Genomic DNA, 13210 nt, shown 5'->3' with positions numbered 1-13210 from the left:
ATGGAAAGATGAAAGAGAGTCAGGCCTGGTTGCCCAGCATGTGCTCGCGCACCGCCGCCAGCAGTTCCTCGGAGATCGGATCGCCTTGCGTGGCGCGCGCCAGCATCATGACGCCGACCATGGTGCTCCACTGCACCAGCGCCTGCTTGCGGCGCTGGGCCGGATCATCTCCCGGCGAGTGGGCGGCAAGCAGTTCGACCAGGCGAGCCGTGCCGTCCTGATAGGCAGCCCGTACCGGCTTGTCTGTCGGTTCCCGTGCGACATCGACGCTCAGGCTCGCGGCGGGGCAGCCTTCGCCCATGTTCTTCACCATGCGTGGAGACAGATAGGGATCGAGGATCGCATGCAGGGCGGACGTATCGTGCGGCCGATTCCTGACGCGTGTGGTCCAGCGTTCCGCTGCCTGTGTGAAGGCATTGGTGCAGGCCACGGCCGCCAGCTCGTCCTTGGATGAAAAATGCCCATAGAAACCGCCGTGCGTGAGGCCGGCGGCGCCCATCAGGTCCGCCACGCTGACGCCATTGAATCCCTTTTCGCGAAACAGGCGCGCGGATGCCTTTTCGATGGCGACCCGGTTACGGTCGGCCTGTTCCCTTGATACGCGTGGCATGGCGGTCTCCTTCGCTGTTAACGAAATTAATATACATGACAGTCGTCATGAATACAATAGATGTCAATTGTCATCTATAAAGTTGACGAAATGGCGCAACTTGCACGGATGTCCGGCAGTCCTACCGACACGCTCATTCGACAAGGTGCAAGGATGAAGAAGCCGACCAAGAAACCGTTTCCCGTCGAGCAGATACGGCGCTACCTGGAGCCCGGCCCGATCGTGCTGGTCTCGTCGCGCTGGAAGGGACGCAACAACATCATGACCATGGGCTGGCATACGGTCATGGAATTTTCGCCTTCATTGGTGGGCTGCATCATTGCCGCCGGCAATCACAGTTTCGAGATGATCCGCAGAAGCGGCGAGTGCGTGATCAATATCCCGACCATGGACATGATCGATCAGGTGGTGGGGATCGGGAGCTGCACGGGCGCGGAGGCAGACAAGTTCGAGCGCTTCGGGCTGACAGCGGCGGAGGCGCAGCAGGTGAAGGCACCGCTGATCGCGGAATGCCATGCGAATCTCGAATGCCGTCTGTACGACCGCAAGATGGTGGCAGCCTATAACTTCTTCATTTTCGAGGTTATCGCCGCGCAGGCGGCACCCACGCCGAAATATCCGAAGACCGTGCATTACACCGGCGACGGCATATTCCGGACGACTGAAAGAACGCTCAACCGCCGCGCCCGATTCGCCCCGCACATGCTGTAAGACGTGCGGGGTATGTTGCGATCGTCAGGCCTTAGAAATCGCCCCAGATGCTGTCTTCGTTGGGATCGCCTTCGGCGCGGCTCTGCAGGGTGTCGAGAATCAGCGGTTCGGCCTTTTCCCAACGTTCGAGGACATGCGGATCGTCGGACTGGCAGATCAGCGAATCGAACAGTTTGTTCTCTACCGCATACAAATTGAAGAGGGCGACGTTGACGATCCTGGAATAAAAAAGCCGGCTTTCGGCGTCCATTTCAGAGAACATTTTTCGATCGGTCATGATGGCCTCGCAGTCTGATTGCCCGGATTCATTATAGAAGTGGTTTGCTTGCGGCAATACAAATTGGAGTGCGAACTTTCAGGTTTGTTGCATGCGCCGTTGCGTAAATGCGATAGCGCGCAAAAACCGTTAATCGATCGACCACCACGCGGGCAGCAGGGCGCGCACCTCGGCACTTGCAAAGCGGTCATCGATCAAATGAACGACGCCGCGATCCTCGCGCGTGCGTATGACGCGGCCCGCGGCCTGCACCACTTTCTGCAGTCCCGGGTACAGGTAGGTGTAGCAATAACCGTTCCCGAATACCTGCTCCATGCGCTCGCGCATCTGCTCGTTGACGGCATTGATCTGCGGCAGGCCGAGCGTGGCGATGAAGGCACCGATCAGTCTATCTCCCGGCAGATCGATGCCTTCGCCGAATGCGCCGCCGAGCACGGCAAAACCGATGCCCTGGCTGTGCAGGCAAAAGCGCTCGAGAAATGCGGTGCGTGCCGATTCTTCCATGCCGCGCGATTGCTGCCAGGTCGGGATGTCGGGATGACATTGATTGAACAGCAAGAGCGCCTTGCCCAGATAATCGAAGCTGCTGAAGAACGCCAGATAGTTGCCCGGACGGGCGCGATACTGCCGCGCCATCAGGTCGGCAATCGCCTGCAGTGAACGATCGCGATGCCGGAACCGCGTCGAGATCGTGCGCGCGATGTGCACCGATAATTGCGACGCCTCGAACGGCGAGGCGACGTCGATCCATGCCGTATCGTCGGGCAGGCCGAGCGTGTCTGCGTGGAAATGCCAGGGACTCAAGGTGGCCGAGAACAGCGTGGCGGTATGCGCGCTGTCGAAGCGCGGACGCAGGAACGGCGCCGGAATGATATTGCGCAGCGCCAGCAGCGATTCGGTCCGTGCACCTTGTTTTTTCGTGATGTCGAACATCGAATGTGTGCCGAAGGATTCGGCAAGGCGCGCGAAATGCAATGCGTCGAACATGAAGGATTGCAGATCGGGGGTGACGGCATCCGGCTGTTCGGCCATCAGGTCGCTTATGTCGGCGGCAGCCTGCTGCAGAGCGAACAGGAAGCGTTCGCCGATCGCCGCATGCACGGCGTAGTCTTCTTCCTGTTCCGCGTGCAGCGCATTCCACTCGCGCTGCACGCGGTCGAGCACGCGTTTGATTTTCTTCGGTGCAGCCAATCGTGCGAAGCGGAACGCGGTCTGGTCCAGCTGCGCCGAATACATGCCGCGCCCGCGTTCCACCATGTTGTGCGCTTCGTCGATCAGCAGGCCGACGCGCCACTGGTTCTCCATCGTCAGCGCATACAGCATGGCGCTGCCGTCGAAATAATAGTTGTAGTCGCCGATCACGATGTCGGCCCAGCGCGCCAGTTCCTGGCTCAGGTAATAGGGACAGACGGCATGCGCCAGCGCGATATCGCGCAGGGACTGCCGGTCCAGCATGGCTGCGCCGACAGCGGCCTCGCGCGCGGCTGGCAGGCGGTCGTAAAAACCTTGCGCCAGCGGACAGGATTCGCCGTGACAAGCCTTGTCCGGATGTTCGCAGGCCTTGTCGCGCGCCACCAGTTCCAGCACGCGCAAGGGCATGGCGGGTCGGCTCTTTTGTATCAACGAGGCGGCTTCGAGCGCGAGCTGGCGTCCCGATGTCTTTGCCGTGAGGAAGAACAGCTTGTGCAACTGCTGGCTTGGCATCGCCTTCAGAAGCGGGAACAGGGTGGCGACTGTCTTGCCGATGCCGGTAGGTGCCTGCGCCAGCAGGCGGCGTTGCGTGGCGGCGGATTGATAGACCGCCGCAGCCAGTTCGCGCTGACCGGGCCTGAATGCGGGATGCGGAAACGACAATGCCAGCAGCGCATCGTCGCGCGCGCCGCGATGCGCGTCTTCCTGTTGCGCCCATGCCAGAAAACGTTCGCACTGCGCCTCGAAGAAGTGCCTGAGCGAGTCGGCGTCGTGCGATTCGACCAGCACGGTTTCCTTCTGGTTGCCGATATTGAAATAGACGAGCGCCACTTCGATCGCATCCAGCTGTCGCGATTCGCACAGCAGCCAGCCATAGATCTTGGCCTGCGCCCAGTGCAGGGCGCGGTGGTTGTCCGGCACCTTGCCGAGATCGCCGCGAAAGGTTTTGACTTCCTCCACACGCCGCAGGCGCGGGTCGTAGCCGTCGGCACGGCCGCGCACCTGCAGACCGCCATGGCTGCCGCTCAAGGTAACTTCCGATTCGTAATCGCGATGGCGGCGCGCCGCGACCGTGGCGTGTCCGGTCATGCCTTCGAGTGCCGTGGGCGACGGCGTGAAGCGCAGATCGAGATCGCCGGCACGCGCAGTGAAGGCGCACAGTGCACGCACAGCTACGATATGTTTCATGCCGCCTCCTGCCATTGCACATGGCATACCGCGACCGGGATCCCGTGCGCCATGCAGTATTCCATCCAGCGCAGCTGATTGTCCTGCAGCCTGTCGCCGGGGCCCTTGACCTCGAGCATGCGATAGCGTGCCTGCTGTGGCCAGAACTGGATCAGGTCCGGAAAACCGAAGCGGTTGGCTTGGATATCCGCCAGCAGGCGCACGAACAGCACCTTGAGATGCGCCGGCGGCACGCAGGCCAGCGCCGTCTCGAGCAGAGCGGCATCGAGGCTGTTCCAGAACACGAAGGGTGACTGGATGCCGAACTTGCTGTCGTACGTTGCCAGAATCGCCTGTCGATAGCTGCCATCGTCCAGCTGTGCCAGACAGGCGTCGAACAACGCTGTGCGGCGTCGATGAAAGTCCGGACTGTGCAGATCGGCCGGGCCGTGATGAAAAGGGTGGAAGAAGGCACCCGGCACCGGCGCGAACACCGCCGGCCAGCACAGCAGGCCGAACAGGGAATTGATCAGCGTGTTCTCGACATACCAGACCGTGCCGCCATCGGTGCTGAAATGATCGCGCACCCTGCATTCGACCGCGATTGGCTGGGCCGTACAGGGCAGAACCAGATCGATGCGCTCGGGCAGCAAGCGCCGCTGCCTGGCAACGGTTTGGCCGCAACGGCGGCGCAGGCGTGGCAGCAGGCGCAGCAGGGCTTGTCGTTCGGCTTCGCTTTCGGGCTGTGCAAAGGCGGCCTCGGCCAAAGGCAGCGCCTGCTGGCATTGCCCGGCGCGCTCCAGCACGCGCAGCCGCCGCAGGCGCGCACCCGGATAGGCGCAGTTCGCATACGCCTCATGCGCCAGCTCCCATTGCATGCGGCGTTCGTGCTGGCGGCCGATCAGGAACAGCAGCCTGTTGCGTCGCATTTCGAGCCAGTCATTCTCGAAGGGGATGGCGGGAATCTCCTGCAGGACTGTCTGCGGGTCGTCTTCCTCGGCAATGCGCTGGCGGCAGTCATGCAGATGCAGATAGTCGTCGATATCCTGCCGCGCGCGAAAGGCGCGCGAATCATGCGAGCAGGCTACCGTTTCGTAGCGATAGATGCCGAGGTCCGACAGCACGAACTCCGACCAGTCTTGACTCAGGTTGCCGAAGAACATCAGGCGCAGGCGCTCGCACAGCGGGCCGACCGCGACACGATAGACGACCTCGTCGGTCTCAACCTGCCAGCCGGCGAGCGTGCGCGGTTCCGTAAAGACTTCGCACAATTCGGCGTGCAGTGCAGTCTTGGACGTGGTGTTGTCGGATACGCGGAAGGCGGCGAGCAGCTCGTTCTTGCGCAACAGGGAGAACAGCTCGTCGATGTCGAGCAGCGGGTCGGCCGTCAACCAGCCTTGCGCGATCAGCGGTTCGGCGGCCTGGACGGAACAGCCGATTTCGTCGTAACGAAGGCGACCGGCGCGGAAGACCTCGCCCTTGCGCATGACCATCCGCACCAGAAGGGCGCGGGAGGCTTGCGGCAACTGCGGGAATTGCCGCAGGAAGGCGCGCTCCGCATCGTCCAGCAGATCGTCATAGCGCGTCGCCACCCAGTCCAGCACCTGCTGGAAATTGTGCAGATAGTAAAAGCGCTCGGAGGAGACGGACATGACAGGGCGACGAAAAAAGGCGGCGTCGCGGTCGGACGATCCGCCTCAAACTACTGGATGGATATCCATATGTTACCGTCGAAACGGCAGCGCGTCACTGCTTGTCCGAATGGAATGTTGATATCTCTCCATCAGCTCCATCGGTGGCGGGACCATAGGATGCCTGCTGCGCCACGAAGCCGTCGAACGCCTGCAGCAGCGGTGCGTACCTGCCGGAATTCTGCTCGAGCTGCGCCAGCGCATGGCAGGTCGCCTCATAGGATGACAGTTGGTCCGCGCGATGCGCCTTGCGGATGCGGTAGCGCGAGGGTGGCAGGTTGTTGAGGGAAATGCGCGGCAATTGGCGCAACCGGGGATTCACATGCAGCATCTTGCGGCTCTTGCGCCAGGTCCCGTCGAGCACGACCAGCCGGTTGGGGCGCGATGAGAGGTCCGGCGGCACGGCGTCTGCATCTTGTTCCGCCGGATAAAGCAGGGCGGGCACCACCACGGAGCCGGCGGGTGCGTCGGGGACGGGCGCGTAAAGAAGCGCATGCAGAACCGCTTCATCGAACTGTTCGCCGACCGCCAGCGTGCTGCGGCGCAGGCTCTGATGCAGTAGCTGCGCGCTGCCCTTGGCGTGACCGACCTCGAGCGGATGCTGCAGGAACAGCACCTCGGTGCCGTTGTCGGTCGGCACGATCCAGCGGCAGATGCAGGTGCGCTGCGGCCGCAGGCAGCGTGCGCAGTGCGCGCGGCGTGTTGCGCCATCGGCAACGTTCATGCGCGAATCGCCGTCTGCAGGACAGCCGTGTTCCGCAGCGGATATGCGGCGGGACGGCAGGGAATCACAGGGCACGGCAAGCTGGTTCTCCATGGGAAGCTGAACAACGCGCATTATCGTTCATCCCCGGTGCAGGTCGTCGCCGTCGATATCGCCGCTGCCGATGCGATGTCACCTTTGGTCATATTCCTGTCATGGCGAAGTCATACTTGGAGGCAATAATTTCCCGCAATCAATGATAGTCGCGGTTCGGCCGATCTCGTCGAGATCGGGACCCGCACATCGGTTTGAGGGAACAGCATGACCATCCGTTTGCGCATCAGCCTGCTCGTCATTCTCACGTTCATCGCGATCTCCGCGATTGGCGTCTATGCCGTCTTCCAGTCGCGCGGCAGCGCGGTCGAGGTCAGGTCGGTAACGGAAGGCATGATGCCCAGCGTACTGGCTTCTTCCGACCTGGTCGGGCAACTGAAGGATGTGCAGCTGGCGGCGATGATCATGGTCAGCGAGACCGACGACAAGCTGGTGCCGCAGCAGAACGAGCGGCTCGGCGCCAAGAAGGCGGCGCTCGAGCAGGCGCTCGACTTCCAGTTGAAACATGCCGACGGCGCCGCGCAGCGCGGCCTGGTGGAACAGGCCAAGGAAAGCCTGGACTACTACTTTGACGCGATCGACAACGTGGCGCAGTTCAAGCTGGCCGGCAAGAACGATATCGCGCAGGCTACATTCTTCGGCAACGTCGTCCAGTACCAGAGTGAGCTGGAAGACATCGTCAACACCATGCGGGTCGAGAAGAATCGCGGCAAGGATGTCGCGGTCGCCTCCCTGAACAGCAATCTGGCGACCACCAGCACGGCGATCGCGATCGTCTCCGCCGCTGCAGTGGCGCTGCTGACACTGATCGGTTTCCTGCTTTACCGCCAGATCACCGGCCCCATCAGCCGCATGCAGGGCATGATGAGCGAGATCGCCGCCAGCCAGGATTTCACGCGTCGCCTGCCGGTGCAGCACATGGACGAGGTCGGCCATTCGATCGTCGCCTTCAACGGCATGATCGAGAAGATCCAGCAGGCGTCGGCGCAACTGAAGCAGAAGACGGCCGACATGCAGGCCATGCTGCAGAACATCCCGCAGGGCATCCTGACCGTGGTTGACGGCAATCGGATTCATCCCGAGTATTCGGCCTTCCTCGAAACCGTGTTCGAAACGCGGGACATCGCCGGCCGCGACCTGATGGAGCTGGTGTTTACCGACACCAATCTCGGTGCCGACACGCTGTCCCAGATCGAGGCGATCGGCGGCGCCTGCATCGGCGAGGATGTGATGAACTTCACCTTCAACGAACACCTGATGGTGGGCGAGGTCGAGAAGAAGATGGCCGATGGCCGCGTCAAGATTCTGGACCTGAGCTGGTCGCCGATCACCGACGAGGAAGGCATTGTCATTCGCCTGATGCTGTGCGTGCGCGACGTCACCGAATTGCGCAAGCTGACGGCCGAAGCCAACGAACAGAAACGCGAACTGGAAATGATCGGCGAGATTCTTGCCATCAGCGCAGGCAAGTTCCAGGAATTCATCGCGACCTCGCGCCGCTTCCTCGCGGAAAACGAACAGATCGTGCATCAGAATCCGGAAGCCACCGCCTTCGCAATCGCCAAGCTGTTCCGCAACATGCATACGATCAAGGGCAACGGCCGCACCTATGGCCTGCTGCATCTGGCCAACGTCGTCCATGCCGTCGAACAGCACTACGACGATCTGCGCCATCCGGAAACCGGTGCGGTGTGGGATCAGAGCCGTCTGCTGGCCGACCTTGCGGCAGTGCGCGAGATCGTCGATCGGTATGCACGCATCAGCGAAGTAACGCTGGGCCGTCAGAACGCCGAGCAGGCCGATGCCGATGCGCACCACACGCTGACGATCGACCGCAAGCACATCCAGGAAAGCCTGCACCGTCTGGAAACCGTCAACACCGCCAACCTGCACGAACTGGTGGCCGTGCGCAATGCGGTGCGCCGCACGCTGCGCCTGCTCGGCACCGAGCCGATTGCGGAAACCCTTGCCAGCGTCACCGAATCGCTGCCGGCACTGGCCGAGGACCTGGGCAAGGCGGCGCCTGCCTTCGTCATCGAGGACAACGGCTACGTCGTGCATACGCATGCCTCGCCGATGCTCAAGAATGTCTTCATGCACCTGATCCGCAATGCGATGGACCACGGGCTGGAAACGGCGGGTGAACGTATCGCCCGCGGCAAGCCGGCGGTCGGCACCATCAAGCTGGAACTCGGCGTGATGGACGGCATGGCACACATGGCGCTCGGCGACGACGGACGCGGCCTGGCACTGGCGCGTATTCGCCAGATCGCGACGGAAAGGAAATTGATCGCCGCCGACGCCACGCCAACCGATGCGCAGACGGCACGGCTGATCATGGAGCCCGGCTTTTCCACCCGCAGCGAAGTAACGGAAGTGTCCGGACGCGGCGTAGGCATGGATGCGGTGCTGGATTTCGTGGCGCGTGAACACGGCCAGATCGATATCCACTTCACCGACGATCTCGAAGGTGCCGACTTCCGCGCGTTCCAGGTCATCGTGAAACTGCCGGAGCGCGTGGTGGTCGAAGTGGATGGCATCGACGTGCCGTATCCGGTCGCAGGCCAGGAGCAGGGCAGTGCTGCGCTGCCGTCGGCCGATACCGATCCGCGCGTGGCTTGAGCAACCGGAACGTCGTCAATCGAGCACAACCCAACGCGTTTCACAGGAACATATTTTCATGACTCTGGATTCAATTCTCCTTTTTGCGCTCGGCCTGGTGCTGGGCAGCGCGCCGCTGATTTGGAAAGTCCGTCGGCTGAAGCAGCGCCTTGCGCACATGATCGACGTGGAGCAGGTGGAAGCGCTGAAACACAATGTGCATCTGGCGATGGAAGAGCAGCAGCGCGAACTGGACGAACATCTGCAGAAACTGGATGAGGAGCGTCGCGATGCCGAGCAGCTTCTGGAGCAGATGCGCGAGGAAAACGGCGCGATGCTGGCCCAGTTGCAGGCGCAGAACTCCGAAAGCATGGCGCGTGTGCTCGAAGGCTGCGACGCCTCGCAGGAAACCATTGCCAATCTGCTCGGGCTGATGCGCACCTTCGAGCGCTGGCACGACGACATGAACGTGCTGATCACGCACAACCGCGACATGCATCGCAAGAACGACGAGTTCGCGCTGATCGTCAATCAGGTCATCATCGTGGCGCTCAATGCCTCGATCGAGGCGGCGCGCGCCGGCCAACACGGACGCGGCTTCGGCGTGGTGGCGGCGGAAGTGCGCGACCTTGCGCAGCGCGCGGAGAAGCTTTCCAAGAGCTATCGCAGCAGTCTTTATCAGAACGATCTGATCACGACCACCACCTTTCAGGACCTGCAGGCCGGCGGCAAGATGATCGTTGGCGCCGTCATCGGGCTGGACCTGATCAACAAGAAAACCCGGGAAGCCCTGGCTGCCTGAAACTAGCAAGACTCCTCATGATCACTCAGTCCGCCAAAGAAGGCTTCGATTTCCTGCTGATGCAGGCCCTGCGCAACAGCATGGTGTCATCCGACGACGCCTGCGATATCTCGATACTTCCCGATTCCACCGACATCCACGAAAGCAGGATGGTGGTGCTGACCGTCTCGTCCTATCTGTTCCGCCTGATGGTGATGTTCTACTTCACGCCGGATGAGCAGACCAAGGCGCATTTCGCGCGCCTCAATCACGTCGCCCGCACCGACATGGACGAGCAGGCCTTTCTCGACGCCATCGCGGAATGCGGCAACCTGTGCTGCGGCATTCTCAATCGCGATCTCGGCAGGTTCTTCCCGCATATCGGCATGTCCACGCCGAACGTGATCGATCGCCGCTGCGCGGAATATCTGCAGATGCTCAATTGCGGGCATGTCCAGCACTTCGAGATCGGGATCGACCAGGCACCACGCTTTCACGTCACGCTGTGCGTATCGGATTACGCGGAGATCGATTTCAGCGTGTCCGAGGAAGAGGCGGGCAGCAGCACCGGCGAACTGGAACTGTTTTAATCATTGCAAGGAAATAACATGGCGCAAATTCTGGTGGTTGACGATTCGAGCACGGTGCGTACCGAAGTAGGGGACTTTCTCAAGAAGAACGGTCTGGACGTGGCGCTGGCGGTTGACGGGCGCGATGGCCTGGCCAAGCTCAAGGGCGATCCCGGCATCAGGCTCGTGGTGTCGGACGTCAACATGCCCAATATGGATGGCCTGACGATGGCCGAGAAAATCCGCGGCGAGCTCGGCAATGCCAGCGTCAGCATCATCATGCTGACCACGGAAAACTCGCCCATCATGAAGGAACGCGGCAAGGCTGCCGGCATCAAGGGCTGGATCGTCAAGCCGTTCAAGGGCGACGCCGTTTTGCCCACGTTCAAGAAGCTGGTCGGCGCCTGATCAGCAGGAACAACGGCAGGACCGATGCCGGTCGCGATACCGGGCGGTCCTGCGCAAAAAGCAAGCGGGTGTGGCCGGAACTACGTGTTATCCACATCCGCATTATTTTTCACAATCGTGTGAATTTTTTGCATCTGGCGGCAGAAGTGCCCACGCTATCATCGTCGTCCGGCCTGATCCGGCCTGTTTGCTCTTGATCGCGAATCCGATCTCGCACAAGAAACTGTCATCCGGCGTGCGTCGCAATGCGTTCAATCAGAACCAGCCTCCGCACAGCCTTATCGTACCTGGACGTATCTGGACAAATAACACATGAGCGCTACCCATTCCACGGCCGCCAGCGGCGACCGTCAAAAACTGGAAGACGGCATTTACGCAAAGGTCACCCTGCGCCTGCTGCCTTTCCTTTTCCTCTGCTACGTGGCGGCCTACCTGGACCGCGTCAACGTCGGCTTCGCCAAGCTGTCGATGCTCAATGACCTGCAATTCAGCGAAACGGTCTATGGCCTGGGCGCCGGCATCTTCTTCATCGGCTACTTCCTGTTCGAAGTGCCGAGCAACATCATCATGCACCGCGTCGGTGCGCGCGTCTGGATCGCACGCATCATGATCACGTGGTCGATCCTGTCGGCCGCGACCATGTTCGTGACGACGCCAACCGCGTTCTACGTCATTCGCTTCCTGCTCGGCGTGGCCGAAGCCGGCTTCTTCCCCGGCATCGTGCTGTACCTGACCTACTGGTTCCCGGCGCAGCGCCGCGGCCGCATGAACGCGCTGTTCATGATCGGCATCCCGGTCGCCGGCGTGGTCGGCGGTCCGCTGTCGGGCTGGATCATGAACTACTTTGCTGGCTGGAACGGCTGGCATGGCTGGCAATGGCTGTTCCTGATCGAGGCGATCCCGTCGCTGGCGCTGGGCATCATGTGCCTGTTCTACCTGCCCAACACGATCCGCAGCTCGAAATGGCTGTCGGAAGATGAAAAGGCGATCCTCGAAGCCAACATCAAGGTCGAAGCCGGCACCAAGCAGACACATTCGATCTCCAGTGTCTTCACCAGCGGCAAGGTATGGCTGATGGCCGCGATCTACTTCTGCTGCATGATGGGCCTGTACGGCATCAGCTTCTATCTGCCGACCCTGGTCAAGGCATCGGGCGTCAAGGATGCGCTGGACGTCGGCCTGCTGACTGCCGTGCCTTACACCATCGGCATCATTGCCACGCTGCTGGTCGCGCGCAGCGCCGACCGTACCGGCGAACGCCGCTGGCACTTCGCCGTCGCCAGCGCGCTCGGTGGCCTGGGCCTGTTCCTGAGCACCGTCTATGGCGACAACGTGTTCCTCGCACTGTGCGCGCTGTCGCTCGGCACTGCCGGCATGCTCTCGACCATGCCGGTGTTCTGGACCTATCCGAGCGCGATCCTGGGTGGCGCAGCGGTGGCAGCCGGTATCGGCCTGATCAACTCGGTCGGCAACCTCGCCGGTTTCGTCAGCCCGTTCATCGTCGGCTGGCTCAAGGACGTCACCGGCAGCACCAACACCGGCATGTACTTCGTCGCCGGCGCGCTGGTGCTCGGCGCCTTGCTGGCACTGCTGCAGCCGCGCGCGCTGGTCAACAAGTAATCCACCTCCGGATTGCCTGCGCAATGCCCGCTTCGGCGGGCATTTTCTTTTGCGCTTGCTACACTGCGTGCATGGAAAGGTTCGGCATGCAAACGAAAGACGAGGCGCAGTCATGACCGGCGATCTGTTCGACACTGAAGGAGCCACTGTCTGGCAGGAAAGGCTGGCGGACGATGCGGTGCTGCTGCACGGTTTTGCGCTGGCCGATCAGCATGCCTTGCTGGATGCAGTGGAGCGGATCGCGGCCGCGGCGCCGTTTCGTCATCTGGTGACGCCCGGCGGCTTCACGATGTCGGTGGCGATGACCAACTGCGGTCCGCTGGGCTGGGTCAGCGACCGGCGCGGCTATCGCTACGATGCGGCGGACCCGCTAACCGGTGCACCGTGGCCGGCCATGCCCGACGTGTTGCAACGACTCGCCAGCGCGGCTGCAGCCAGTGCCGGCTTTACGCACTTCGAACCGGATGCCTGTCTGATCAACCGCTACGATGCCGGCGCACGCCTGTCGCTGCACCAGGACCGCGACGAACGTGACATGACACAGCCGATCGTATCGGTTTCGCTCGGGGTGCCTGCCGTCTTCCAGTTCGGCGGCATGCAGCGCAACGACGCGAAAGTTCGCGTGCCGCTGCTGCACGGCGATGTGGTGGTGTGGGGCGGACGCTCGCGGCTCGCCTATCACGCGGTGGCGCCATTGAAGCCGAACGTACATCCGCTGACGGGGCCGTATCGCATCAATCTGACCTTTCGCAAGGCGGGCTGACGCA

The 13210-nt window shown here is 61.9% G+C and carries 12 protein-coding genes; 7 read left to right on the top strand and 5 right to left on the bottom strand.

The features are described 5' to 3' along the window. Window positions 1-19: 19 nt before the first annotated feature. On the bottom strand, window positions 20-610 hold the full coding sequence (locus tag IEV38_RS04575; RefSeq protein ID WP_188394998.1) for a TetR/AcrR family transcriptional regulator: 591 nt from the start codon (window positions 608-610) through the stop codon (window positions 20-22). A 153-nt stretch (window positions 611-763) separates the two neighbouring features. Between IEV38_RS04575 and IEV38_RS04570 the strand changes: the two genes are divergently transcribed. Further along, window positions 764-1321 carry a flavin reductase family protein gene (locus IEV38_RS04570; RefSeq protein WP_188395439.1) on the top strand — a complete coding sequence of 186 codons (558 nt, stop codon included), beginning with the start codon at window positions 764-766 and terminating at the stop codon, window positions 1319-1321. A gap of 31 nt (window positions 1322-1352) precedes the next feature. Here IEV38_RS04570 and IEV38_RS04565 read toward each other — a convergent pair whose 3' ends face one another. The 4 genes from IEV38_RS04565 to IEV38_RS04550 form a co-directional block, all read right to left on the bottom strand. After that, window positions 1353-1598 carry a hypothetical protein gene (locus IEV38_RS04565; protein WP_188394997.1) on the bottom strand — a complete coding sequence of 82 codons (246 nt, stop codon included), beginning with the start codon at window positions 1596-1598 and terminating at the stop codon, window positions 1353-1355. A gap of 129 nt (window positions 1599-1727) precedes the next feature. Further along, window positions 1728-3977: a helicase C-terminal domain-containing protein gene (locus IEV38_RS04560; RefSeq protein ID WP_188394996.1), complete on the bottom strand. Its 2250-nt coding sequence runs from the start codon at window positions 3975-3977 to the stop codon at window positions 1728-1730. Beyond that, a complete protein-coding gene (locus IEV38_RS04555; RefSeq protein WP_188394995.1) occupies window positions 3974-5608 on the bottom strand; it encodes a VRR-NUC domain-containing protein in 1635 nt (544 codons plus the stop codon). The genes IEV38_RS04560 and IEV38_RS04555 overlap by 4 nt, the downstream gene beginning before the upstream one ends. A 94-nt stretch (window positions 5609-5702) precedes the next feature. Beyond that, window positions 5703-6371: a tRNA-uridine aminocarboxypropyltransferase gene (locus tag IEV38_RS04550; RefSeq protein WP_188394994.1), complete on the bottom strand. Its 669-nt coding sequence runs from the start codon at window positions 6369-6371 to the stop codon at window positions 5703-5705. A 300-nt stretch (window positions 6372-6671) separates the two neighbouring features. Here IEV38_RS04550 and IEV38_RS04545 point away from each other — a divergent pair, with 300 nt between their 5' ends. The 6 genes from IEV38_RS04545 to alkB all read left to right on the top strand — a co-directional run bounded on the left by IEV38_RS04545 (window position 6672) and on the right by alkB (window position 13206). Next, window positions 6672-9086 carry an Hpt domain-containing protein gene (locus IEV38_RS04545; protein WP_188394993.1) on the top strand — a complete coding sequence of 805 codons (2415 nt, stop codon included), beginning with the start codon at window positions 6672-6674 and terminating at the stop codon, window positions 9084-9086. A 58-nt stretch (window positions 9087-9144) separates the two neighbouring features. Continuing rightward, window positions 9145-9867 (top strand): methyl-accepting chemotaxis protein, encoded by a 723-nt coding sequence (locus tag IEV38_RS15435; RefSeq protein ID WP_188394992.1) that lies wholly within the window; start codon window positions 9145-9147, stop codon window positions 9865-9867. A 17-nt stretch (window positions 9868-9884) separates the two neighbouring features. Next, complete coding sequence (locus tag IEV38_RS04535; protein ID WP_188394991.1) at window positions 9885-10436, top strand: hypothetical protein; 552 nt, start codon at window positions 9885-9887, stop codon at window positions 10434-10436. A gap of 18 nt (window positions 10437-10454) precedes the next feature. Beyond that, on the top strand, window positions 10455-10823 hold the full coding sequence (locus tag IEV38_RS04530) for a response regulator (protein WP_188394990.1): 369 nt from the start codon (window positions 10455-10457) through the stop codon (window positions 10821-10823). 312 nt (window positions 10824-11135) lie between these two features. After that, the gene (locus IEV38_RS04525) at window positions 11136-12443 is read left to right on the top strand and encodes an MFS transporter (RefSeq protein ID WP_188394989.1); all 1308 of its coding nucleotides are present in this window, start codon (window positions 11136-11138) and stop codon (window positions 12441-12443) included. Window positions 12444-12555: 112 nt separating this feature from the next. Continuing rightward, window positions 12556-13206 carry a DNA oxidative demethylase AlkB gene (alkB, locus tag IEV38_RS04520; protein ID WP_188394988.1) on the top strand — a complete coding sequence of 217 codons (651 nt, stop codon included), beginning with the start codon at window positions 12556-12558 and terminating at the stop codon, window positions 13204-13206. The last annotated feature ends 4 nt before the right edge of the window (window positions 13207-13210 follow it).

The organism is Oxalicibacterium flavum, assembly GCF_014635065.1.
GTDB lineage: Bacteria > Pseudomonadota > Gammaproteobacteria > Burkholderiales > Burkholderiaceae_D > Oxalicibacterium > Oxalicibacterium flavum.
Note: the sequence above shows the minus strand (reverse complement) of the source record. Positions and strands in the feature narration are given on the sequence as shown.